Annotated in this window: 22 protein-coding genes; 8 read left to right on the top strand and 14 right to left on the bottom strand. The window is 66.1% G+C overall.

Annotated features, from left to right (window positions below; translation table 11 throughout):
* Positions 1–259: 259 nt before the first annotated feature.
* Together ACFWO8_RS01355 and ACFWO8_RS01350 are read left to right on the top strand one after the other, a co-directional pair.
* On the top strand, positions 260–1,480 hold the full coding sequence (locus ACFWO8_RS01355; RefSeq protein WP_378940516.1) for an NADP-dependent malic enzyme: 1,221 nt from the start codon (positions 260–262) through the stop codon (positions 1,478–1,480).
* 69 nt (positions 1,481–1,549) lie between these two features.
* Entirely contained in the window at positions 1,550–1,759 is a 210-nt protein-coding gene (locus ACFWO8_RS01350; protein WP_378940515.1) for a hypothetical protein, read from the top strand.
* A gap of 42 nt (positions 1,760–1,801) precedes the next feature.
* Here ACFWO8_RS01350 and ACFWO8_RS01345 read toward each other — a convergent pair whose 3' ends face one another.
* From ACFWO8_RS01345 to ACFWO8_RS01330, 4 genes are read right to left on the bottom strand one after another with little or no spacing between them, the layout of a single operon-like run.
* Positions 1,802–2,521, bottom strand: coding sequence for an ABC transporter permease (locus ACFWO8_RS01345; RefSeq protein ID WP_378940514.1), 720 nt, complete (start codon positions 2,519–2,521; stop codon positions 1,802–1,804).
* Positions 2,518–3,177, bottom strand: a complete 660-nt coding sequence (locus ACFWO8_RS01340) for an ABC transporter permease (protein WP_378940513.1) — start codon at positions 3,175–3,177, stop codon at positions 2,518–2,520. Before ACFWO8_RS01340 ends, ACFWO8_RS01345 begins: the two co-directional genes overlap by 4 nt.
* A complete protein-coding gene (locus ACFWO8_RS01335; RefSeq protein WP_378940512.1) occupies positions 3,174–4,322 on the bottom strand; it encodes an ABC transporter ATP-binding protein in 1,149 nt (382 codons plus the stop codon). Before ACFWO8_RS01335 ends, ACFWO8_RS01340 begins: the two co-directional genes overlap by 4 nt.
* Before the next feature lie 28 nt (positions 4,323–4,350).
* Positions 4,351–5,283, bottom strand: a complete 933-nt coding sequence (locus tag ACFWO8_RS01330; protein ID WP_378943022.1) for an ABC transporter substrate-binding protein — start codon at positions 5,281–5,283, stop codon at positions 4,351–4,353.
* A gap of 199 nt (positions 5,284–5,482) precedes the next feature.
* On the opposite strand from ACFWO8_RS01330, the gene ACFWO8_RS01325 reads away from it, so the two are divergent.
* Positions 5,483–6,091, top strand: a complete 609-nt coding sequence (locus ACFWO8_RS01325; RefSeq protein ID WP_378940511.1) for a hypothetical protein — start codon at positions 5,483–5,485, stop codon at positions 6,089–6,091.
* 274 nt (positions 6,092–6,365) lie between these two features.
* Positions 6,366–7,427, top strand: coding sequence for an alpha/beta hydrolase family protein (locus tag ACFWO8_RS01320; protein ID WP_378940510.1), 1,062 nt, complete (start codon positions 6,366–6,368; stop codon positions 7,425–7,427).
* Between the two features lie 113 nt (positions 7,428–7,540).
* On the opposite strand, the gene ACFWO8_RS01315 is transcribed toward ACFWO8_RS01320, so the two are convergent.
* Positions 7,541–8,401 carry a hypothetical protein gene (locus tag ACFWO8_RS01315; protein WP_378940509.1) on the bottom strand — a complete coding sequence of 287 codons (861 nt, stop codon included), beginning with the start codon at positions 8,399–8,401 and terminating at the stop codon, positions 7,541–7,543.
* Between the two features lie 372 nt (positions 8,402–8,773).
* On the opposite strand from ACFWO8_RS01315, the gene ACFWO8_RS01310 reads away from it, so the two are divergent.
* Positions 8,774–9,430 carry a PadR family transcriptional regulator gene (locus tag ACFWO8_RS01310; RefSeq protein WP_378940508.1) on the top strand — a complete coding sequence of 219 codons (657 nt, stop codon included), beginning with the start codon at positions 8,774–8,776 and terminating at the stop codon, positions 9,428–9,430.
* Positions 9,431–9,458: 28 nt separating this feature from the next.
* Positions 9,459–10,931 carry a DHA2 family efflux MFS transporter permease subunit gene (locus ACFWO8_RS01305; protein ID WP_378940507.1) on the top strand — a complete coding sequence of 491 codons (1,473 nt, stop codon included), beginning with the start codon at positions 9,459–9,461 and terminating at the stop codon, positions 10,929–10,931.
* 160 nt (positions 10,932–11,091) lie between these two features.
* On the opposite strand, the gene ACFWO8_RS01300 is transcribed toward ACFWO8_RS01305, so the two are convergent.
* Both ACFWO8_RS01300 and ACFWO8_RS01295 read right to left on the bottom strand, forming a co-directional pair.
* Entirely contained in the window at positions 11,092–12,765 is a 1,674-nt protein-coding gene (locus tag ACFWO8_RS01300; protein WP_378940506.1) for a molybdopterin-dependent oxidoreductase, read from the bottom strand.
* Positions 12,766–12,809: 44 nt separating this feature from the next.
* Entirely contained in the window at positions 12,810–13,121 is a 312-nt protein-coding gene (locus ACFWO8_RS01295; protein ID WP_378940505.1) for a hypothetical protein, read from the bottom strand.
* A gap of 367 nt (positions 13,122–13,488) precedes the next feature.
* On the opposite strand from ACFWO8_RS01295, the gene ACFWO8_RS01290 reads away from it, so the two are divergent.
* Entirely contained in the window at positions 13,489–14,199 is a 711-nt protein-coding gene (locus tag ACFWO8_RS01290; RefSeq protein ID WP_378940504.1) for a cutinase family protein, read from the top strand.
* 51 nt (positions 14,200–14,250) lie between these two features.
* On the opposite strand, the gene ACFWO8_RS01285 is transcribed toward ACFWO8_RS01290, so the two are convergent.
* The 4 genes from ACFWO8_RS01285 to ACFWO8_RS01270 form a co-directional block, all read right to left on the bottom strand.
* Positions 14,251–16,047 carry an AMP-dependent synthetase/ligase gene (locus tag ACFWO8_RS01285; RefSeq protein WP_378940503.1) on the bottom strand — a complete coding sequence of 599 codons (1,797 nt, stop codon included), beginning with the start codon at positions 16,045–16,047 and terminating at the stop codon, positions 14,251–14,253.
* Positions 16,048–16,139: 92 nt separating this feature from the next.
* Positions 16,140–17,093, bottom strand: a complete 954-nt coding sequence (locus ACFWO8_RS01280; protein ID WP_378940502.1) for an alpha/beta hydrolase — start codon at positions 17,091–17,093, stop codon at positions 16,140–16,142.
* 18 nt (positions 17,094–17,111) lie between these two features.
* Positions 17,112–17,945: an SDR family NAD(P)-dependent oxidoreductase gene (locus ACFWO8_RS01275; protein ID WP_378940501.1), complete on the bottom strand. Its 834-nt coding sequence runs from the start codon at positions 17,943–17,945 to the stop codon at positions 17,112–17,114.
* Entirely contained in the window at positions 17,942–19,489 is a 1,548-nt protein-coding gene (locus ACFWO8_RS01270; RefSeq protein ID WP_378940500.1) for a flavin-containing monooxygenase, read from the bottom strand. The genes ACFWO8_RS01275 and ACFWO8_RS01270 overlap by 4 nt, the downstream gene beginning before the upstream one ends.
* Positions 19,490–19,557: 68 nt before the next feature.
* On the opposite strand from ACFWO8_RS01270, the gene ACFWO8_RS01265 reads away from it, so the two are divergent.
* Positions 19,558–20,193, top strand: coding sequence for a TetR/AcrR family transcriptional regulator (locus ACFWO8_RS01265; RefSeq protein WP_378940499.1), 636 nt, complete (start codon positions 19,558–19,560; stop codon positions 20,191–20,193).
* Between the two features lie 12 nt (positions 20,194–20,205).
* On the opposite strand, the gene ACFWO8_RS01260 is transcribed toward ACFWO8_RS01265, so the two are convergent.
* From ACFWO8_RS01260 to ACFWO8_RS01250, 3 genes are all read right to left on the bottom strand, one after another.
* Complete coding sequence (locus ACFWO8_RS01260; RefSeq protein ID WP_378940498.1) at positions 20,206–20,952, bottom strand: response regulator transcription factor; 747 nt, start codon at positions 20,950–20,952, stop codon at positions 20,206–20,208.
* 135 nt (positions 20,953–21,087) lie between these two features.
* Positions 21,088–21,306, bottom strand: a complete 219-nt coding sequence (locus ACFWO8_RS01255) for a hypothetical protein (protein WP_378940497.1) — start codon at positions 21,304–21,306, stop codon at positions 21,088–21,090.
* A 145-nt stretch (positions 21,307–21,451) separates the two neighbouring features.
* Positions 21,452–22,831: a cation:proton antiporter gene (locus ACFWO8_RS01250; protein ID WP_378940496.1), complete on the bottom strand. Its 1,380-nt coding sequence runs from the start codon at positions 22,829–22,831 to the stop codon at positions 21,452–21,454.
* Between the last annotated feature and the right edge of the window lie 72 nt (positions 22,832–22,903).

Below are 22,903 nucleotides of genomic sequence, written 5' to 3'. Positions count from 1 at the left end.
GACCTTCCGCCGTGCGACGCACCGTCGCAGCGTCGGTCGACCCGTTCTGCTCGCCCGGACACACCCGTCCGGTTCCGCTCGGCGGATCAGTGCCGCGCCACGCGTACCGGTAGCCACCGCGAAACGCGTGCGGTCGCGCACCCGATGAGTGCTGTAGCGATCCGACGTCGTAGAAATCCGGCGTCTGAAAATTCGTAGTTCCGATATACCCGGCGGTAACCGTCCCCCGGTTGAGCCCGACTCGAGCAGGAGTGAAATCGTGTCACCTGTGACTGACGCACCGAATGCCACCGCGGCGCCCAAGGCCGATGACGCAGCGAGCCTAGCTGCCATCACCAACGACGAGATCTTCGCGGGCCACCTCGGCGGCAAGCTGTCGGTCGAGCTGAGCGCCCCCCTCGAGACCCAGCGCGATCTGTCCATCGCCTACACCCCCGGTGTCGCCCAGGTCAGCCGTGCGATCGCCGAGGACGCCGCGCTCACCAAGCGCTACACCTGGACCGACCGCCTCGTGGTCGTGGTCAGCGACGGCACCGCCGTGCTCGGCCTCGGCGACATCGGCCCGCGCGCCTCGCTGCCCGTGATGGAGGGCAAGGCCGCGCTGTTCAAGAAGTTCGCGGGCCTGAACTCGATCCCGCTGGTGCTCGACACCACCGACCCCGACGAGATCGTCCAGACGCTGATCCACCTGCGTCCGAGCTTCGGCGCGGTGAACCTGGAAGACATCTCCGCCCCGCGCTGCTTCGAGATCGAGCGCCGCGTCATCGAGGCGCTCGACTGCCCGGTCATGCACGACGACCAGCACGGCACCGCCATCGTGGTGCTGGCCGCCCTCAAGGGCGCGGCCGCGGTGCAGGGCCGTGACATGTCGGCGCTCAAGGTCGTCGTCTCCGGTGCCGGTGCGGCCGGTGTGGCCTGTGCCGACATCCTGATCGCCGCCGGCGTCCCCGACGTCGTCGTGCTCGACTCCAAGGGCATCGTCAGCGCCGGTCGCGACGGTCTCAACGGTGTGAAGGCCGACCTGGCCGCCCGCTCCAACCCGCGTGGCCTGACCGGTGGCCCGGCCGACGCGCTGGCCGGTGCCGATGTGTTCCTCGGCCTGTCCGCCGGCACCATCGGAGAAGAGCTCATCGCCTCGATGGCGCCGGAGGCGATCGTGTTCGCCATGTCCAACCCGGATCCGGAGATCCACCCCGACGTGGCCGCCAAGTACGTGGCGATCGTGGCGACGGGCCGCAGCGACTTCCCGAACCAGATCAACAATGTGCTCGCCTTCCCCGGCGTGTTCAAGGGTGCGCTCGATGCCGGTGCCCGCCGGATCACCGAGGGCATGAAGGTCGCCGCCGCGAACGCCATCTTCGGTGTCGTCGCCGACGAGCTCGCCGTCGACAAGATCATCCCGAGCCCGCTCGATCCGCGCGTGGCTCCGGCTGTGGCCGAGGCCGTCGCGGAAGCCGCGCGCGCCGAGGGTGTCGCCTAGTTTGCTGCTGACAGCGCCCCCGTTCCCACCGGAGCGGGGGCGCTGTCACGTGTCTGGGATCATCGAACGATGACCACGATCACCGTGCAGCTCCCCGACGAGGTCTACGAACAGCTGGCCGCCGGGGCCGAGGCCGATGGTGTGTCGGTGAATGTGGCGATGGTGCTGGCTGCGCAGGAATGGGTCCACGCGCAAGCTCAGCGTTCCCGCGGTCGCGCCAGGATGCAGGAAGTGCTGGCCGACGACCCGCACCTGCGCGCACTACTCGGCGACGACTGACGCTGTAGGACCGGCCTGATCGTGCAAAACGGCTCGTTCCAGTCAGAATTCTGAGTGTGCGGCGCTCGATTGCACGATTACGCCGGGGGAGGCAGGGCGCGTGACTCGGCCGGATCCTGGCACGCTGGCCCAGACCGCCACCGCGAGCAGCCCGTCGAGCGCCAGCGCCAGCGCCGCCACCAGCAGCGCACCGACCAGCACCAGGTCGTACCGGTAGAGGCCGAGCCCGTCGAAGATGTATCGGCCCAGCCCGCCGAGGTTGACGTAAGCCGCGATCGTCGCGGTGGCGACAACTTGCAAAGTCGCGCTGCGCAAGCCGCCGAGCAGCACCGGCATCGCATTGGGCACCTCGACCCGGAACAGGATCTGGCGCTCCGTCATCCCCATCGCCCGTGACGCGTCGACCACATCGGCTCCCACATTCGCGATCCCCGCATAGGCACCCGCCAGCAGCGGTGGAATACCGACGGTGATCAGGGCCAGCAGCGGCGGGATCAGCCCGAGCCCGAGTCCGAGCACCAGAAAGGTGAGCAGGCCCAGCGTCGGCAGCGCTCGCATGGCATTGGCGAAGCCGACCATCACCGCGCTGCCGCGACGCGTGTGCCCGATGACCAGCCCGAGCGGCACCGCGATCACCGCCGACAACGCCACCGCCAGGAAGCTGTACCAAAGATGTTGCAGCAGGCGATGTTCGATGCCGGTGGGGCCGCCCCAGTTGGCGCCGTCGCTGAGGTAGTTCCAGGCCTCGATGAACAGGTTCACGACCGCGCCCCTTTCACCCGCGCGTCGGCACGGGTCCACGGGGTCGCGAGGGTACCGAGCAGGAACACCAGTCGATCGAAGATCAGTGCCAGCACCAGGGTGACGATGATGCCTGCGATGATCTGGTCGGGGTAATCACGCTGATAGCCCTGTGTGAACAGCTTCCCGAGCCCGCCGACGCCGATCAGCGCGCCCACCGACACCATCGCGATATTGGTGACCACCACCACGCGCAACGAGGCGGTGAAAACCGGTAGCGCCAACGGCATATCGACGGTGACGGTGCGTCGCAACCGTCCGAATCCGATCGCGTCGGCGGCATCGACCACGCTGGCGGGCACCGTATCCAGCGCCATCGGCACCGCGATCAGCAGCAGCGCGGTCGAATACACGGTGAGCGCGATGATCACATTGAGCGGGTCGATCATCGAGATGCCGATCAGCGGCGGAATGATCACGAACAACGCGAGCGATGGGATGGTGTAGGCCAGGCTCGACATCGTGGTGGTGATCCGGCGAGCCCAGCGGTTTCCGCGCACCAGCGCGCCCACCGGGACCGCGATCACCAGGCCGATCAGCAGGGGAACCAGTGCGAGCACCAGGTGGGTGCGGGTGATCGCCATGATGTCGGCGAAGTTGTCGATCAGATATCTCACGACGTGCCCTTGGCGAAGAACTCCTGATTGCGTTCGGCGTCCGCGGTTGCCCGCTGTCGCGCGAGCTGGGTCAGCACGTCGGTGGCGAGCAGCCCGCCGCGCACGGCACCCGCCTCGTCCACGGCGACGCCGATGCCAGCGGGCGAGGAGATGGCCGCGTCCAGCGCCTGACGGAGGTCGCCGTCCGGGGTGAACAGCGAACCACCGGCGGATACGCTGGAGTCCAAGGGTTTTCCCGCGCGCACTCGCTCCACGCCGGTGACATCGATCCAGCCGCCCGGCTTGCCGAAGGCATCGACGACCAGCGCCCATTCGCCTTGGGTGAGCCGCAATCCGGCGATGTCGTCGGGCTCGATCATCCGAATCGGTGCCAGCGCGACAGCTTCGGCGCTACGGAACGAAAGCCCTCGATAGCCGCGGTCCCTCCCGACGAACCTGGCGACGAAATCTGTCGCGGGCTGGGCCAGTACGCGCTCCGGCGTGTCGTATTGCTGCAACACCCCACCGCGTCCGAACACCGCGATCTTGTCGCCGAGGGTGATCGCCTCGTCGATATCGTGGGTGACGAACACGATCGTCTTGTTCAGCTCCGCTTGCAGGCGCCGCATCTCCGATTGCAGCTCGGCGCGCACCACCGGGTCGACCGCGCTGAACGGTTCGTCCATCAGCAGCACCGGCGGATCCGCGGCCAGCGCCCGCGCCACCCCGACCCGCTGCTGCTGTCCACCCGAGAGTTGCGACGGATACCGCTGCGCCAGACCGCGATCCAGCCCCACCCGGTCCATGACCTCCAGCGCCGCCGCGCGGGCGGCCTTGCGTGATTGCCCGAGCAGGATCGGCACGGTCGCCACATTGTCGACCACCTTGCGGTTGGGCAGCAGCCCGCCGCTCTGGATCACGTAGCCGATGCCGAGGCGCAGTTTCACCGGATCGACCGTCGCGATGTCGCGTCCGTCGATGGTGATGGTGCCCGCGGTGGGGTCGACCATCCGATTGATCATCCGCATCGAGGTGGTCTTGCCGCAGCCGGACGGCCCGACGAAGACGGACAACGATCCCGAGTCGATGTGCAGGTTCAGGTCGCGCACCGCGTGTGTGCCGTTCGGATAGGTCTTGTCGATACCGCGGAATACGATGTCGGACAATGTGTTTCTCCTCGAGGCCCAGGTGCGCCTAGCCGATGGGGGAGTTCAAACCCTTCGCCGTGATCCAGGCGAGCGCGGCGGCCTTCGGTTCGATCTTGCTGTCGCCCGAGACGGCCGTGTTCAGCGAGATCAGTTCGGTGGTGGTCAGTTTGGCCGATACCGCGTCGAGCACGGCAACGGCCTTGTCGGTCTTCTTCGCCGCATTGAACAGCGGCACCACGTTCTGCGCCGCGAAATTGTGCTGGGGATCGGCGAGCACGACCAGGTCGTTCTCGGCGATGGCCTGCGAGGTGGTGAAGATGTCGGCCGCGGTCACCTGGCCGTCGACCAGCGCGCGCACCGTCGCGGGGCCACCGCCGTCGGCGATCGGCACGAAATTGGCGTCGCTGATATCGAGTCCGTAGGTCTTCTTCAAACCTGGCAATCCGCCCGGGCGCTGTGCGAATTCGGCCATCCCGCCGAACTTCACCTCGGCCGAGTGCGGTGCGAGGTCGGCGATGGACTTCAAGCCCCATTTGTCGGCGGTGGCGCGGGTGACGACCACCGCGTCGGAATCCTCGCCGGGGGCGGGTGTGGCGATGGCGAGGTCGTCGCCGAGCGCCTTGGTGAGCGCGGCGTTCACCTCGGGCGCGGCGGTGGCCGTGGCGTCTTTGTCGAGGTATTGCAGCAGGTTGCCGGTGTATTCCGGGATCAGCGAGATCGCGCACTGGCGCAGTGCGGGAATGTAGGCCTCGCGCGAGCCGATATCGAACTTGGTGTCGACCTTGAAGCCGTTGATCCGCAGCACCTCGGTGTAGATGTTGGCGACGGTCTCGGACTCGGGAAAGTTGGCCGACCCGACGATCAACGCGTCGCTCGCGCAATCCCCCTTCGCGGCAAGCGGATCGCTGGTGCCACAGGCGGCGACGATCATGGCGGCGGCCAGCGCCACCGCGGCGACCAGTACCCGGCCCGCCCGCACTGCGAGGCGGCGTGCCGGTCGACGTTGTCCTGGTGATGAGGAGGCGAAGGCGGTTTTCACTGGTGTCCTTCCGGCAAAGGCGGGCAGTGCGCTGTGCGTGCGACCCGGGGGCCACAGGTACATTCTGGTAGTTCATACTGCCCGCCGTCGGGCCGAATTGCGCGGGTTGACGGCAAATACGGAAAGTTGGTGTCGCCGGATGTACTCGGTCGCCGTGCGCCGAACCGCCGTCGCGATCCTGGCCGCAGCCTGCGCTTTCACCACTATTTCCTGCGCCTCCGACGACGCGAAGCCGGTGGTTGCGGTGGGCGCGGATTCGTCGACGGAATCGGTTCTGCTCGCCGAGATCTATTCCCAGGCACTGGCCCGCACGGGCACCGAATCCACCGTCGTCACCGGATTGACCACCCCACTCGCCGATCTCGACGCAGGCCGCATCGCGGTCCTACCCGCCCGCAACGGCGCCCTCCTCGACCGCTGGAACCCGGCCTCCCCGGCCCGCAAACCTGACGAGGTCGTCGCCGCAGTCAACGCCGCACTCCCACAGGGCCTTTCGGTAACCGACGCCGCGGACGGCACCGACCTACGCCCCCGCGACGCCCTCCCCGGCCCCGACTACACCTTCCGCGCCCAGAACATCCTCGCCCTCTACCGCACCGGCATCTTCGACCGCCAACAGCTGAAAAAGCTCAACTACGTGGCAGGCGAACTGACCACCGAGGGCCTGATCGAGTCGATCAACCAGATCGAAACCGGCACCCGCCCCGCCGACGCAGCCAGATCCTGGCTGGACGCCCACAGCCTGTAGGCGAGGAGATGGTGCTCGTCCGCGGCGAACGTCAGCCACAGGGCCACCTACCGGGCTCGGGCTAGGCTGAACCGGCCGAAGGCTGGCGATGTCGACGCTTGGGGAGTGAATGGTCGTGTGGACGAAGGTATTTCGATGCATTTCGGTTCTTGTTCTGCTGATGGTGCCCACGGTCGGCGTTGTCGCTCACGCTGAACCAGAATTGCCGCAACAGGACTCGGTGCTCATTACCCTGCCGGAACCATCTGGTGCCGAGGCAATCGGTGTAACAGACATGCATTTGGTCGATTCCTCGCGGCGCGATCCGTACAAGCCGAGCGCGCCGCGCGAATTGATGGTGAGCATCTGGTATCCCGCCGCCGATGTGGCGGGAGCGCCTGCGCGGCCTTGGCTTTCTCCCAGTCTCACTCGGATCTATGCCGACAGTCTCGCTCAGATCGGGGCAGCGTCGACGGAGCGATTGACGATCGCGCCCAGCCACGGCCACCTCGGCGCGCCCGCGGAGATCTCTCGTGGGCCGCGCCCGATCGTTGTGTTCTCGCCGGGTATGGGCATGCCGCGTGAGCTGAGTACAGCGCACGTCGAAGACCTTGCCAGCCACGGTTTTGTTGTGGTCACCCTGAGTCACACCTACGAATCATTGGCGACGGAATTCCCCGGCGGGCGGATCGAACGCAGCCTCCTGCCGCCGACCACCGATCCCGGCGAAGTCGAGGCTCAGGGCGCTATCGCGATAGAGACGCGGGTAGCCGACACGCGGTTCGTGCTCGACAGGCTCGCCGACATCACCGCGGGGAACAACCCGGATGCCGACCAGCACCCGCTGCCCGCGAACCTCGCCCGCGTACTCGATGTATCGAAGGTCGGGATGTTCGGACATTCCCTCGGCGGCGCCACCGCGGCCCAGGCAATGCACGACGACCGCCGGATCGCGGCGGCAGCCAACCTCGATGGCCGTCTCTGGGGCTCGGTTGTCACCGACGGGCTGGACCGCCCTTTCATGCTCATCAACGGTGAGGGCCACGACCGTGACGACGTCCCGAGCTGGAAACAGTTCTGGGCAACCAGTCACGGCCCGAAACTGAATTTCCGCCTCAACGGCGCACAACATCAGTCGTTCTGCGACACCCAGTTGATCGCCGCACCATTGGTCGCCGCGGGCCTCATCCCCTCCGCTGCCGCGTCGCAGGTCGTCGGCACCATCGATCCGCGCAAGTCACTCGATGTGCAACTCGACTACCTGCGCAGCTTCTTCGATACGACGCTCGGTCGATACGACGACCTCGCCCAGCTACCGGCCACCTTGCTGCACCCGGAAATGGTCCTGGTCCCGTAGGAACACCACCACCGAGCACGACCCGGCACTGCCCTGGACGGGTCGTCGCTGGACGACTACGGATCGACATGGCGTCGGTGAAGTCCGCAACGATCTTCCGTCACGATCGGGCTTTACCGATACATGCCTGGATGGCCGTATACGGCGAAATCACCGTCCAATTGATGCACGATTCGATAGGCCCGCGCAGAAGGTCGGCCCGCGATAAGCAGCGACTCGCTGATCGCGATGAGCCGAACCCGCGGAGGACGTTCGGAGACCTCCACGTCGATGCGCAAATCTGTAAAGCTCTCAGCAGCGTTGTCCGCCAGGAGCTTTGCGATCCAACCGCGCAGGTCGCCCGCGGCCACTACAAGCACTGCCCTCGCACCCCAAGCGTCCGCGACCTTCGCGAAGTCGCGCTGAATATCCTCGGCTTCGCCGGGAGGTAGCTGCCGCGCGGCCATGACGACCTTGTCCGCTTGTGCGCCGACCGGATCCGAGATTTCCTCGTCTCGAACGACTTCGCCCGTTCGCCTCGACGTCTGTCGTACACGCACGAGTTGATCGCCCTGAAAGACGAGATCGGTGTTGTAGCCGCGCGGTTTGTTGGAATAGCTCCAGAAGCGCTGACTGGGCAACTTCCCGTCCGTGACGACGACTGTGAAACTCGCGAGGATCTCTTCGGTGCTCACCTGCTTGTTCGTATACCCCAGCAGCGCAACAACTTCCGATTCCATCATTCCGAGCGCGACCTGTTCGTCAACGGCGTTGCTTCGTTTCCGAAGCTCGGTTCTAGCGGTGCCGAGCAGTATGACTGCCAATATGACAACGATGATGGCTGAACCGACGAGGAACTGACCGGACGACATGATGGTTTCACCTCGGCTGTGAGTGTTCGTGGCCACCCGAGTTGGGCGTGTCATGCCCGTACGAATGGGCGAGCCAACCAGCTCGCTTTTCCCGGCCTCGCAACCACTTTCACGGTATTTCATCGTGATGAACGGCGCACCTGTTCGATCTATATCCGACCGGGTCCATCCCCTTCGGGGCGCCACCGCCCGCGGCTGAACGGAGTCCGGCACAGCCCGGCGTAGTGGTGTGCGACGTCGAGGTTCCCAACCGTGGCCGCACCTGTCAGATCGACGCCCCAGATCTGGACGCCGCAGCGCTACTACGCCGGCAATTCGCCCTTCTGCCCCGGCGCAGCCCACCGCCGGCTCGGCCAGGTTGCTCGAGACATGGCAATCGGTTGGTTTCAGCCTTGCCATGCTATGTCCCGCTCCGTATATTTCTACTGGAATATTTGGTCTGGAACATAGAGCTGGAGTGGAGGTGGCGGGGTGGGGCAGTCAGGGCGGAACGCGATGACACCGTTGGCTATCGCGGTGCTCGCGTTGCTCGATGAGCGGCCGATGCATCCGTACGAGATGTATCAGCTGTTGATCGCTCGGCGGGAGGATCTGCTGGTCAAGGTGCGGCCGGGGTCGCTGTATCACGTCGTTGCCCGGCTCGCCGATGACGAGATGGTGGCGGCGGAGGGGGTCGGTCGGGCCGGGAATCGGCCGGAGCGGACCACCTATCGGATCACCGATTCCGGGCGAACCGCGCTGCGCGGGCGGATCGCCGAGCTGCTGCGGACGCCGGTGCAGGAGTATCCGATCTTCCGGGTGGCGCTGGCCGAGGCGCACACCCTCCCGCAGGAGCAGGTCGTCGCGTTGCTCGAGGAGCGCGTGGAGTACCTGAACCAGTCGCGGACCGACATGGACGCGCTGCTCGACTGGACGCGCAGCCGTGCCATCCCGCGCCGCTATTACGTTGTCCTGGAATACATTCGCGCCAATCTCCACGCCGAACTCACCTGGATCGAAGAGTTCGCAGCCGAACTCGGCAGCGGTGCCGTGCCATGGGAGCAGTTCGACCCCGACACCGGCGAACGGATCACCGACGATCACGCCCACGAATGGCCGCAGGGGGATCACCCCGACGCCGCGCCCCGGCCCCGCTGGGCTGCCCGAAGCTGAACCCCTCACCTCGATTGGAACGAATTCGATGACCACCCAACGTAATCCGTGGCTAGCGCTCTTCGCGCTCGTGGTCGGGTTCTTCATGATCCTGCTGGATATGACGATCGTCGCGGTCGCCAATCCGGCCATCATGACCGAGCTCAGCACCGATATCTCCAACGTCATCTGGGTTACCAGCGCCTACCTGCTCACCTACGCGGTACCGCTGCTGGTCACCGGCCGTCTGGGTGACAAATTCGGGCCGAAGAACATCTACCTGATCGGCCTGGCGATCTTCACCGCCGCCTCGCTGTGGTGCGGGCTGTCCGGCAGCATCGGCATGCTGATCGCCGCCCGCGCCGCCCAGGGCATCGGCGCGGCGCTGATGACGCCGCAGACGATGGCCGTGATCACCCGCACCTTCCCGCCGGACAAGCGCGGTGCCGCGATGGGCCTGTGGGGCGGTGTCGCCGGGCTGGCGACGCTGATCGGCCCCATCCTCGGTGGTGTGCTGGTCGACAACCTCGGCTGGGAATGGATCTTCTTCGTCAACGTGCCGGTCGGCATCATCGCGTTCGGGCTGGCCGTGTGGCTGGTGCCCGCGCTGCCGACCAGCGACCACAAGTTCGACATCGTCGGTGTGATCCTCAGCGGAATCGGCATGCTCGCACTGGTTTTCGGTATCCAGGAAGGCAATTCGCAGGACTGGTCGTTGCGGATCTGGCTGTTGATCGGCTTCGGCGTGGTGATGCTGGTCGTGTTCGTGATCAACCAGGCGCGCAACAGAGGCGAACCGCTGGTGCCGCTGAGCCTGTTCCGTGACCGCAATTTCGCGCTGTCGAATCTGGCGATCGCCGCGATGGGCGCCGCGGTGACCTCGATGATGGTGCCCACGTACTTCTATCTGCAGTCGGTGCGCGAGATGTCGCCGACCGTCTCGGCGCTGGTCTTCGCGCCGATGGCGATCATCACCGGTTTCGCCGCGCCGTTCATCGGCAAGATCTCCGACCGGCTGCCACCGCGCCTGCTGCCGACCATCGGTTTCACCCTGTTCGCCGGTTCGGTCTTCATCTTCGGCGTGCTCATGACGCCGGATTCGTCGATCATCTGGTTCCTGATCGCCGCCGGCGTCGCGGGCCTCGCCAACGCCTGCATCTGGGCCCCGCTGGCCACCACCGCCACCCACAACCTGCCGGTCGCCCAGGCCGGTGCGGGCGCCGGCGTGTACAACACCACCCGTCAGGTCGGCTCGGTCCTCGGTAGTGCCGCGATCAGCGCCCTGATCGCCGCCCGCCTGACCGCCAACGGCCTCGGCGGTGGCGGCCCGGTCGGGGAGGGCGCGGCCACCGGCCCGCTCCCGCCCCAGATCGTCGACGAATTCAGCACCTCGCTGGCCCAGTCGATGATCCTGCCCGCCTCGATCCTGGTGATCGGCATCATCGCGTCAGCGCTGTTCGTCGGCCATGGTAGGTCCGGCGCAGGCAGGTCCGAACCCGCGAAAGCAGATGCGTCGGTCTGATCGCGAAGTACGTCTGCCCGTTGCGCATTCGTGTGAGCGACGGGCAGACGGGCTCACAGCACCAGCTCGCTCAACCGCTTCCAGTCGATCTCGCCGCCCGACGGCGGCATCTTGCCGGCAACGGGGAGCCTGTTCGGGCAACTTCTCCGTGCGTCGACAGCTACTGCACCTGGATGGTGAGGGTGGGGTAGCCCGTAGCGCCGTCGGGGATGACGTCTTGTTCGACAGCGGTTTGGGGTTGGCCGGTGGTGTCGGTGGTACGGGCGCGCAGGGTGTGCTGGCCGGGCGTGGCGTCCCAGTCGTAGACCCATTGGCGCCAGGTATCGGTGGTGACTTCGGTCGAAAGTCGGGCCGGGCGCCAGTCGCCGTTGTCGATCTGGACCTCGACGCCGGTGACACCGCGATGCTGGGCCCAGGCGACGCCGGCGATCACGGTGCGGCCCTGCGGGATTCGGCCACGGCCGCGTGGGGTGTCGATGCGGGTGCCGGTCTTGATCGGGCCCTGCGCCGACCAGCCGCGGCGGGTCCAGTAGGCGGTGGCCTTGTCGAAGCGGGTCACCTCGAGTTCGGTGACCCATTTGGTGGCGGAGACGTAGCCGTAGAGGCCGGGGACCACCAGCCGGGCGGGGTAGCCGTGCTGGACGGGCAGGGGTTCGCCGTTCATGCCGATGGCGAGGATCGCGTCGCGGCCGTCGGTGAGCACCGACAGCGGGCTGCCCGCGGTCCAGCCGTCCTTGCTGTGGGACAGCACCATGTCGGCATCGGGAAGCGGGCCTGCTTCGGCGAGCAGTTCGTCGAGGCGGTAGCCGAGCCAGCGGGCGTTGCCGATCAGGTCGCCGTTGATCGGGTTGGAGACGCAGGCCAACGTCACCAGGTGTTCCACCGGCGTGCGGCGCAGCAGATCGTCCCAGCTGAGCTGGATCTCGCGTTCGACCATGCCGTGGATGCGCAGAGACCAGGTGTCTGTGGATACCTGGGGAACGATCAGCGCGGTATCGATGCGGTAGAAGTCGCTGTTGGGGGTGATATACGAGGTGAGCCCGGGCAACCGCAGATCGGCGTCGGGCGGAAGCTCCGGCAGTGGTGCGGCTGCTCTGGGCAATTCGACGGTCGCGCGCTCGGCTGTCACATCGCGGCGGGCACCACCGAACAGCCGCCCCGCGAGCCCGGCTCCGATCGCCAACACCCCGGTCGCCGCGAGACCACCGAGCACTCGCCGCCGCCCGGCGATCGATGTGCCGGTGCGCGATGGAATTCGATCGCCGCGCACGTCCGGCGTCGCAGTGGCCGCACTGGTCGTTGCCGCCTCGCCGCGTGCCGAACCGGGGTATCTCGATGCCTCGCCAACGGTCGATGAGATTCCGTCATTCTGTTGCGGTGCAGTAGGTTTCGCCGCTGATCGCACTGAATCGGCTGCGTCGTCGATCCGCCGGGTCAGCCCTCGCAATGCGAGAATCCCAGCGGCAGTACCGATCAGCGCGGGCAGCGCACCGGAGAAACCGCCGATTCTGCCGGCGCCGATGGCCGCGGCAGCCACTCCGAAGATCGCGAATCCGACCGACCCGATCGGGCGGGCCGTCCGTTCCGCGACCCCGGCGAGCCCCGCGACGACGACCGCGACTATGCCCATGCACACGAACAACACGGCCTTGTCGTTCGTCCCGAAGGTCGAGATCGCCCACTCCCTGATCCCATCGGGAGTGTGGTCGACAACCGTGGCCCCGAGCGCGTACGCGGGCGCACTGCCTGCCCCGGTGAACACCGCGACCAACTCCGCCACGCCGAGTACCAGCGCAGCAGCCACGATTCCGGCCACTGCCCGCAAGAACGCCATGAACTGAGCCTACGTCGCTACCTGCCGGCCGGGCTGAGTCGCGATCAGGAGGCCTTTCGGTGCCGGTACTCCTCAGCGGCCGCCAGCAGCACGGAGATCGGGACCGATTCCTCGTCGTCGCGGTTTCGTGAGATCATCGCCTCGATGGCTTCTCGCAACCACGCGCCGGTCGTAATGCCGCGAACCTTGGCGATTTCGCGGGCTTCTTCGAGTACGGCGGCGGGCATGCGAACGCTGTATGAAGCCATCGCGCTACCGGGGGCGTTGCCAGGGTGTGCCGTCAGATCAGCGTTTTCGATCTCGTCCGCGATGTCGTTGTTGTCGTAGTAGTCGCGTGCTTTGTCTAGATCACCCATAGTCATCTCGCTTTCCGGGTGTACACGCGCCGCTCTGCGTCGGTCATGTCGCGAGCAGTTGCGACATAGGCGCGACCGTCGTAGGCGGACGCGAACACGACCAGCAGGTACCGGCCGTGATACGTGCGACCGAGGAGCAGTGTGGTGCCTTCTCGGCCGGGCATCGTGTGGAACGGCCGCTCAGTTGCCTCCCCCACCTCGTGCGGCTCGACTTGGTGTCGAGCGATATGAGCTTCTGACGCGGGTGTCCACAGGATGTCATCGAACACGACACAGCGTACCACGATCGTAATGCGATGAGGTCGGGCTGTCGGCGCGCCGGTGGCCGAGGCGCTGGTGAACGTTCGCGGTCGGTAGTCTGCGCGGCATGACAGCACGTTCCTTCTCGCGATTCGTGTCTGCAGTCTTCTTGGCAGCCGCGATTCCCCTGGTATCGCCCATCCAATCCGCTACCGCCGCGCCCTGTTCCGATATCGAGGTGGTGTTCGCTCGCGGGACCGCCGAGCCGGGTGGCGAACTCGGTCTGACCGGTATTTCCTTCGTCGAAGCACTGCGCGCGAACGCGGGCGGGCGCTCGGTCGGCTCGTACGGCGTCGACTATCCGGCCAGCAGCGACTTCACCGATCGGCTCGCCTTCGCGCACACCGTCGTGCGGGGGATCAGCGATGCCCAGCGCCGCGTCGAATACATCGCGGCGAACTGCCCCAACGCGCGGATCGTCCTCGGCGGGTACTCCCAGGGCGCGGCGCTGGCCGGGTTCGCGACCGGCGTCGATGTGCCCGACGGCGTGCCGCCGGAGTACGAGATGTATCTGCCCGAGCCGATGGCGGCCGAGGTGGCCGAGCATGTCGCGGCGGTCGCGTTGTTCGGCAAACCGTCGGATCGGTTCATGCGCGACGCCGACGCGCCCCCGGTCTCGATCGGCGCGCTCTACAAGGACAAGACCATCGACCTGTGTATCGACGCGGACAACATCTGCGACGGTTCCCCACTCGCCCAACCCAATGCCCTGCACACGCTCTACGGCATCAACGGAATGACCGTCACCGCGGCACAATTCGCGGCGCAACGGTTCTAGACAGCCGAAAGGCCGGTTGCGGATACGCAACCGGCCTAACGCGAGCGAGGGTCAGGAGTAGATCTTGTCTACTTCGCCCGCGTACTGCTTCATGACGACGGCGCGCTTGAGCGACATCTTCGGGGTGAGCTCGCCACCCTCCTGGGTCCAGTCGACCGGGAGGATGCGGATCTTCTTGATCGCCTCGGCCTTGGAGACCTTCTTGTTGGTCTCGTCGATCGCGGCCTGCACCTCGGCGACCAGCGTCGGGTTCTCGATCAGGGTCTCGATCGCGGTGTCGGCGGCGACGCCGTTGCGATCCTTCCAGCCCGGCAGGGCCTCCGGGTCGAGGGTGATCAGCGCGCCGATGAACGGCTGGCCGTCACCGACGACCATGACCTGGCTGATCAGCGGGTGCGCGCGCAGGGAATCCTCGAGGATCGCGGGGGAGACGTTCTTGCCGCCCGCGGTGACCAGGATTTCCTTCTTGCGACCGGTGATCGTGATGAAGCCGTCGGCGTCGATGGCGCCGAGGTCGCCCGTCTTGAACCAGCCGTCTTCGATGGATTCGGCGGTGGCCTCGGCGTTGCCCCAGTAGCCGTCGAACACAACCGAGCCCTTGAGCAGCAGCTCGCCGTCTTCGGCGATCTTGGCCGCGTGGCCCTGGATCGGGCGACCGACCGAGCCGACCCGGATGGCCGACGGCGTGTTCACGCTGAACGCGGCGGTGGTCTCGGTCAGGCCGTAGCCCTCGTAGATCGTCACGCCCGCACCACGGAAGAAGTGGCCCAGGCGCGCGCCCAGCGGGCCACCACCGGAGACAGCGGCCAGGCACTGGCCACCGAGGGCCGCACGCAGCTTGCTGTAGACCAGCTTGTCGAAGACGAAGTGCTTGACCTTGAGCAGCAGGTCGGGGCCGCCCTTGGTCTCGAGCGCCGTGCTGTAGGCGATGGCGGTCTCAGCGGCCGCGTCGAAGATCTTGCCCTTGCCGCCGTCGTGCGCCTTCTGCTTGGCGGAGTTGAACACCTTCTCGAATACGCGCGGCACCGAGAGGATGAAGTCCGGCTTGAAGTCGCCGAACTGCTCCACCAACGTGGTCCAGTCCGCGCTGTGGCGGATGGTCACCTTGGAATCGAAGGAGATCAGCGCGACCGCGCGGGCGAACACGTGCGCCAGCGGCAGGAACAGCAGGGTCTTCTGGCCCTCGGTGACGAACGCGGACAGCTCGATACCGCCGGAGCGCGACTCGGCGTAGAGGTTCGCGTGGGTCAGCTGCACGCCCTTGGGCTTGCCAGTGGTGCCCGAGGTGTAGATCAGCGTCGCGGGGGAGGCCGCGCCGACCAGCTTGCGACGGTTGTGCACGACGGAATCGTCGAGATCGGCGCCGCGCTCGGTGAGCGTGTCGACCGCGCCCTTGTCGATCTGCAGGGTCTCGGCCAGCGCGGTCAGCGAACCGGCTTCGATCTCGTCGATCGTGGCGCGATGCTTGTCGTTCTCGACGACCAGCAGCTTGGTCTCGGAATCCTGCAGGATCCACTTGGCCTGCTCAGCGGCCGAGCTGTCGTAGATCGCGACGGTGACGCCACCGGCGGCCCAGATCGCGAAGTCGAGTAGCGACCACTCGTAGCGGGTGGCCGCCATGATCGCGACGCGGTCGCCCAGCTCGATGCCGGAGGCGATCAAGCCCTTGGCAACGCCGGTGACGGCCTTCTCGAACTGAGCTGCCGTGACGTCGTTCCAGCCGCCGCTGCCGTTCGGGACGTTGAACAAGACCGTGTTCGGCGTCTCCTGCGCGAAGCGGAAGACGTTGTCGGAATTGTTCGCATCGTCCGGGATGGTGTAGGAAGCCGGAACTTCGAACTCTCGCATCTGTGCCCTTCCAGTGGGTTCTACTCGCCAGTAATCTACGACACGTTCGCGCGGGTCGCGATATCGCCGCCCGAATTGCCCGTCACCAGGCTTTATCGTAAATCGTCGATCGATACTGGCTGAATTGCTTCTCGCAGGAATTCTGCGAGTTCGCTGAGGGCCAGCGCTGCCTCGGTGACCAGCGCGGCCTGCAGTTGCGCGACATGCCAAAGACCGCGGGTTTCGGTGAAGCGGACGTGCACGCCCGCGCCACGCAAGGCTGAGACGAGCTTGCAACACTGGTCGTGCAGGAGTTCGCTCACATCGACCTGCACATAGGTGGGCGGCAGGCCGATCAGGTTTCCGGACAGCGGGGCGTAACCCGCTTCGGTCGCGGCGGCGTCGCCGAGGTAGTAGGCGGCGCACGCCCGCGACCACGCCCGGTTGATCACCAGATCGCGGTCCCTGCTCGGCACCTCGGTGGGGTCGACCCACGGTGCGATGAGGCCGAGTGCGGCCGGCGTCATCTGATGCCGCTCGATCAGCCGCTGGGCCAGCGCCATCGCCAGGCCGCCGCCCGCCGAGTCACCGGCCAGACAGATCTGATCAGGTCGGTAGCCGACGTTGCCGACCAGGTCGAGGAACGCGGCCTCGGCGTCGTCGAGACCGGCCGGGAACGGGTGCTCGGGTGCCAGCCGGTAGTCCAGCGAATACACCGCGCACGAGGTCTCCCGCGCGAGCCCGGCCACCAGCGAACGGTGCGTGGCGATCGAACCGACCACGTAGCCGCCGCCGTGCAGGTACAAGATCGCGCCCGCGGCACGTTCCGGCGGGACCGCGCGGGTACGCGAACCCGGAATGGCGGTCTCGGCGATCACGCGCTCGGCGGGGCGCCCACCCAGCTGCAGGTGCTGCACGACGGAACCGCCGGGCACCAGCTGCAGCCGGGAGACCGCGTCGAGCAGAACACGCTGCACCACGACCGGTAGCCGCGCGTTGAGTGTCACCCGGAATACCGGGTCGAGCACCGTGCGGGCGATCGGCAGTGGAATCTTGAACTCGCGCATGGAGTTTCCTGGATCTTCTCAGTTCGGCATGAAGCGGCCGTTGACCACGGTCGAGATCCGGTTGTAGCCGGAGGCGAGGAAGCGCACGCTCACGTCGAGCAGCTTGGCCTCCCAGCCGATCAGCACGCGGGCCTGGCCCTTGCGCACGCCTTCGGTGATGGTCTGCGCGGCCATCTCCGGGCTGTGAATCGCCAGGTACTTGTCGAACAGGGTGGCGGCGTTGGCGCCGTCCATGCCCTCGGCGTAGGTGGCGTTGCGGGCGACCGCGGTCTTGATACCGCCGGGGTGCACACAGGTGACCTTGACGGGCGCCTTGGCGACCTTCATCTCCTGGTACAGCGCCTCGGTGAAGCCGCGCACCGCGAACTTGGCCGAGTTGTAGGCCGCCTGGCCGGGCACGGCGACCAGGCCGAACAGGCTGGAGACGTTGATCACGTGGCCGTCGCCGGACTCGATCAGCATCGGCAGGAACGCCTTGGTGCCGTTGACGACGCCCCAGAAGTCCACATCCATGATGCGTTCGATGTCTTTGAACTCGGTCTTGACCACGTCACCGTGGTAGGCGATGCCCGCGTTGTTGTAGATCTGGTGCACGACACCGAAATGCGCCTTCACCTGATCGGCGTAGAGCAGGAACGCCTCACGCTCGGCCACGTTGAGCCGGTCGGACTTGACCTGCGCGCCCAGCTTCTCGCAGGAGGCCACGGTCTGGGCCAGGCCCTCGGCGTCGATATCGGAGAGCGCGAGCTTGGCGCCACGGGCGGCCAGGTTCTCGGCCAGTGCGCGGCCGATGCCGGAACCGGCTCCGGTGATCACGCAGACCTTGTTCGTGAAGTAAGCGTCTTTGCTCACTGGGCTACCACTTTCTGATCGTCGGCGCGCGAGGCGCCAGCGGTTGTCACATTGTAGGCGTCGACATCGAATTGTCTTGTGAGACTGCGGAACCGGAAGGTGAAGTCGGGCCACAGGGTGGTGTTGTTGCCGTGCTTGTCCATGTACCAGCTCGCGCAACCGCCAGTGTTCCAGACGGTCTTGGCGAGCTTGTCCTGCAGATCGCGGTTGTAGGCCTGCTGGACATCCTTGCGGACCTCCACCGTGTGCAGGCCCTTGGCGTCGATGGTCGCGAGCGCGCTGGCGACGTAGTTGATCTGCGATTCGATCATGAACACCATCGAGGTGTGGCCGAGGCCGACGTTCGGGCCGACCAGGAAGAACATGTTCGGGAAGTTCTCGATCGCCGAACCCTTGTACGCCTGCTGGCCCACCTCGTCGAACACCTCCGACAGCGAGCGACCGTCGCGGCCGACCACCGTCTCGTAGACCGGGGAGTCGGTGACGTGGAAGCCGGTGGCCACGATCAGCGCGTCGATCTCGCGCTCGGTGCCGTCCTCGGTGACGATGGAACCCGCCTTCACCTCGGCGATGCCGTCGGTGACCACGTCGACATTGTCGCGATCCAGCGCGGGGTAGTACTCGTTGGAGATCAGCATGCGCTTGCAGCCGATCCGGTAGTTCGGGGTGACCTTCTTGCGCAGTTCGGGATCGCGGATCTCGATCTGCAGCTTGGCCCGCGAGATGGCTTCGAAGGCCTTCATCAGCACGGGGAACCTGGTCAGGCCGACGACCTGGGTCTCACGGATGGCGTAGATGGCCGCTCGCGAGAGGCGCTGCGCGCCGGGGATGTGCTTGAACGCCAGCCGCTCGGGCAGCAGATACGGGCGATCCGAGCGCGGCAGCAGCCACGGCGCGGTGCGCTGGTAGACGTCGAGGGTGGCGACCTTGCTCGCGATGGCGGGCACGATCTGGATCGAGGAGGCGCCGGTGCCGATCACCGCGACGCGCTTGCCGGTGAGGTCGGCGTCGTGGTTCCAGCGGGCGGAGTGGAAGATCTCGCCCTCGAAGTCGTTGATGCCCTTGATGTCGGGCAGCGACGGCTCGCACAGCGCGCCGACCGCGGAGACCACGGTGTCGGCGGTGAAATTGCCCTTGGTTGAGCCGATCTCCCACTGCGCGTCTGCATCGTTCCAGCGGATGCTCTGCACGTCGCAGTCGAAGATGTGCCGGTCGAGCACGTCGTAGCGCTCGGCGACGCCCAAGATGTAGCCCTGGATCTCACCCTGCTTGGAGAACGAGCGCGTCCAGTCGGGGTTCAGTGCGAACGAGTACGAGTAGAGGTGCGAAGGCACGTCGCAGGCAGCACCGGGGTAGGTGTTGTCGCGCCAGGTGCCGCCGACTTCGCTGCCGCGCTCGAGCACGAGGAAGTCGTCGCGACCCTCCTGGCGCAGGCGGATGGCCAGGCCGAGCCCTGCGAACCCACTGCCGACGATGATCGTCTTCACGTGGCGGGTTTCGGCGACCCGGGGTTCGACAACATTGTCTGTAACCTTACGACTCATGTATTGCAGCCTACGGTCTTATTGAGGCGGAGTCAACAGCTATTGAACTGGATTCAGTAGCGGCTAGGATGGCCGCTGTGAGTACCAGAAGTCCGGGAGAGACGAAGCGTGTGCGGCTCGGCCCCGAGGAGCGTCGGCTGCAGCTGATCACCCTCGGTGCCGAGATGCTGGTCGACCGATCGCTCGAGGATGTCGCGGTCGACGACATCGCCAAGCAGGCAGGCATCTCGCGCGGGCTGCTGTTCCACTACTTCGCCTCCAAGCAGGAATTCCACGAGGCGATCGCCCGGCATGTGAGCGCCGAGTTCTTCGCCGCGATCATGCCCAACCGCGAACTGTCGCTGTTCGACATGCTGCGCGACTCGATCGAACGGTTCGTCGACTACGCCACCGAGCACTCCGCGTCCTACCGCTCCGTCCTGCGCGGGCCCGCCAGCGTCACCCCCGACATGGCCGACTATGTCAACGAAACCCGTGGCGCCATCGCCGATCTCATCGTCAGCGAACTGCCGCTGCCGCCCGAGGACCCCGATCTGGCCCGGCTCACCTTGGCCATTCGCGGCTGGATCGCCTTCGTAGAGGAGACCATCCTCGCCTGGATGATCGACAAGCCCATCACCCGAGAGGCTTTGGTCGACCTGCTGGTCGAGTCCTTGCCCGCGCTGGCATTGAGTCCGGCGTTGATCGCCGCGCTGCGGGTCTGAATCGGCTCGGTACTACCGCGTCTCCGGATACCCGTGGATCTCCGCCTGCACCGCGAGCACCGCGGCTTCGATCCGGCTGGTTACCCCCAGCTTGCCGAGAATCCGGCTGACATATTCCTTGACGGTATTCGGGCTGATGAACAGCCGGGAACTCACCTGACGATTGGACAATCCGTCGGCGATCAAGGTCAGGATCTCGCGTTCCCTTCTGGTCAGCGTCGAGAGCTGCTCCGCCAGATCGCTCGCGGTCATATCCACCGCGCATATCGGTGATCGGGGCCCCACCGAAACCACCGCCCCCAGTTTCAGGACCCGCAAGGCCTCGAGCACGGCCGCGATTCCGAGTTTCACCGACAAGATGGCATCTACCCGGTCGGCGAGTGGCGATGGTTCGGTATCCCGGTCGATGACGAGCGTGATCATCGGTGGGTACTCGAGTTCCTGCAACCGAACGGCCGAGCCGGGCCACTCGCTGTTCGATTCGACAGCGCCGTCCACGATGACGATGTCGGGTCGCAGCCGCTCGTGGGCGGCGATGATATCTCGTACGCGGCACGTTCCGGCCAGCGTGAAGTCCGCGGCAGCGGCCACCGCTGCTTCGAATTGTGTTCGCAGCAAGGGTGTTTCGGTGACCAACAGCAGGGTCGAATGCCGCGGCTGCTGGTGCTGCGGCGAGGTCGGCGGCGAGTTGATCGCCGCGTGCGGTGGTTGTTGTGCGCCTCTGGGCGGGGACTCGCGGGGCTCGGGTTCGATCGCCATTGTTGTTCTCCCCGTGGAACTCTCGCACTCAGGACAGCACCAACGGTACCAATGCATCCTTCGTATCAGGTGCCCCGGAGTGTGACAGTCGCCATAGTGGATGGCGCAGTGCGAGCTCGATCCGGTGTCGCGTCGCTACCGCGGCCCGATCGAACGGATGGCTTCGGTTCTGGCATTGGTGACCACCACACCGATCGTCGTGTGCGTCCATGCTGTGGGATCAACGGGACGCGGGAGGATCATCGCGGCCAGATCGATCTCGGTCGTTCCATCGTCGATGAAGGTCACCATCTTGTCCGGGGCGAGCGCGTCGAGCTCGCGGCTCGCCGGGGCGCGCCACCGCGCACCTCGCAAGAGGCGGTCGTGTTCTCGGGAAAGAGGACAACGCTGCAGCCGGTCTCGCCGATCGGGTCCGACCAGTGCCCGATCCGGAACCCGGGAACGTCGATCGCCATGATCTCTCCTGTCGCAGGCACGCTGCCTGTCGCGGCGTTGTCGTTCATCTGGCAGGTGCCTGCTGGCGGGGTGCTGCCTGCTCCGCGATGTCAGGATCGGGCTTCGGGGCTTCGCCCGACGGTCCGAAGACAAACCCGTTTCGCCATGCGCTCCGTTCGAACAGCCGCTGTAGCGGGCCGGCGACAAAGGTCGTGATGATCGTCATCAGTACCAGGACGGTGTAGAGCTGGCTGGTGATCAGGTCGGCGCTGAGGCCGATATTGAGCAGGATGAGCTCCATGAGACCCCGGGCATTGGCCAGGGCGCCCATCGAACCGGCCTCGCGCCGGCTCATGCCCTGCCACCGAGCCGCGAGGTACACGGCACCGAACTTTCCGGCGAACGCCACCGCGAGGACGGCCGCCCCAGCGACCAGCACCACCGGTTGGAAGATCAGACTCAACTCGGTGTTGAGGCCGGAATAGATGAAGAAGGCGGGGAGCAGGAGATAGGCGACCACTGGCTCGAAACGCTCGAGGATACGGTCGAGCAGCTCGCCGCGGGGCATCACGGCGCCGACGATGAACGCGCCGAAGACCGAGTAGATACCGACAAGATCGGTGAACCAGCTGGCCAGCACAACGACGATCAAGACGATCGAGAGATAGCTGATCGGGATCGAGCTGGATTCCTCCTGGCGAGTCTGTGACGTTGTCCAGGTGTGGAAGCGGGCCAGCAGACGCCGGGCCACCGACACCATGAACAGGAAGTAGATCGCTCCACCGCCCACGGCGATGAGCGCCCCGCTCATGGAATCCTGTGTCGTCGCCACGACGGTCGCGAGCAGAACCCAGGCGCACGCGTCATCGACCGCGGCGCAGGACAGCGACATCGTGCCCAGTCGGGTGTTCAGCAGGCCCGCGTCGTAGATGATCCAGGCCAGCATGGGGAAAGCTGTGATCGCCACCGCCGCGGCGAGGAACAGTCCGCCCTGCCAGGACTCGACCTTGGCGGTGAAGAATCCGCCGGCGTCGACGAGCAGCCATCCGGTCACGCCACCGAGCACCAGGGGAACCACCACGCCGGCGGCAGATGTCGCGGTGGCCTGCCGACTGTGGGATCGGAGGATGTCGAGTTTGAACGACGCCCCCACCATGAACATGTAGAGCACCAGCCCGAGCTGCCCGATCACATAGATGGCGGTCAGGTTCGGGTGGGTAACGGCGATGCCCTCGACCACCAGCTCGGTCGGGAAGATCCACTCCTGCACCGACGGAGCCACCCAGCCCAGCACCGATGGACCCAACGCGAATCCCGCGACCATCATCGCGACGACTTGTGCCTGCCCCAGTCTCCGAAAAATAAGAACAAAAACCCTATACGCGATCAAGATGACAGCGACCTGCAGGAAAAGATGGGTGGTGACCTCTAACAGCGTTGGCATAATGCCCCCAATTTTCAGATCCGCTGACTACGAATCAAACCTTACGCAGGCCACTTCGAGATAGGCATCCAC

The sequence above is a fragment of the Nocardia sp. NPDC058480 genome, assembly GCF_042720495.1.
In the GTDB taxonomy this organism is placed as follows: Bacteria; Actinomycetota; Actinomycetes; order Mycobacteriales; family Mycobacteriaceae; genus Nocardia.
The sequence above is the reverse complement of the archived record's forward strand: the minus strand, read 5'-3'. Positions and strand labels throughout refer to the sequence as shown.

Bases quoted from the DNA above. Each gene is read 5' to 3' on its own strand.
- ACFWO8_RS01250 (WP_378940496.1), bottom strand. From the start codon at position 22,831: ATGCCAACGCTGTTAGAGGTCACCACCCATCTTTTCCTGCAGGTCGCT.
- ACFWO8_RS01265 (WP_378940499.1), top strand. From the start codon at position 19,558: ATGGCCGCTGTGAGTACCAGAAGTCCGGGAGAGACGAAGCGTGTGCGG.
- ACFWO8_RS01310 (WP_378940508.1), top strand. From the start codon at position 8,774: ATGACACCGTTGGCTATCGCGGTGCTCGCGTTGCTCGATGAGCGGCCG.
- ACFWO8_RS01270 (WP_378940500.1), bottom strand. From the start codon at position 19,489: ATGAGTCGTAAGGTTACAGACAATGTTGTCGAACCCCGGGTCGCCGAA.
- ACFWO8_RS01260 (WP_378940498.1), bottom strand. From the start codon at position 20,952: ATGGCGATCGAACCCGAGCCCCGCGAGTCCCCGCCCAGAGGCGCACAA.
- ACFWO8_RS01285 (WP_378940503.1), bottom strand. From the start codon at position 16,047: ATGCGAGAGTTCGAAGTTCCGGCTTCCTACACCATCCCGGACGATGCG.
- ACFWO8_RS01295 (WP_378940505.1), bottom strand. From the start codon at position 13,121: ATGGGTGATCTAGACAAAGCACGCGACTACTACGACAACAACGACATC.
- ACFWO8_RS01325 (WP_378940511.1), top strand. From the start codon at position 5,483: ATGTACTCGGTCGCCGTGCGCCGAACCGCCGTCGCGATCCTGGCCGCA.
- ACFWO8_RS01280 (WP_378940502.1), bottom strand. From the start codon at position 17,093: ATGCGCGAGTTCAAGATTCCACTGCCGATCGCCCGCACGGTGCTCGAC.
- ACFWO8_RS01320 (WP_378940510.1), top strand. From the start codon at position 6,366: ATGCATTTGGTCGATTCCTCGCGGCGCGATCCGTACAAGCCGAGCGCG.
- ACFWO8_RS01315 (WP_378940509.1), bottom strand. From the start codon at position 8,401: ATGAAATACCGTGAAAGTGGTTGCGAGGCCGGGAAAAGCGAGCTGGTT.
- ACFWO8_RS01305 (WP_378940507.1), top strand. From the start codon at position 9,459: ATGACCACCCAACGTAATCCGTGGCTAGCGCTCTTCGCGCTCGTGGTC.
- ACFWO8_RS01290 (WP_378940504.1), top strand. From the start codon at position 13,489: ATGACAGCACGTTCCTTCTCGCGATTCGTGTCTGCAGTCTTCTTGGCA.
- ACFWO8_RS01300 (WP_378940506.1), bottom strand. From the start codon at position 12,765: ATGGCGTTCTTGCGGGCAGTGGCCGGAATCGTGGCTGCTGCGCTGGTA.
- ACFWO8_RS01350 (WP_378940515.1), top strand. From the start codon at position 1,550: ATGACCACGATCACCGTGCAGCTCCCCGACGAGGTCTACGAACAGCTG.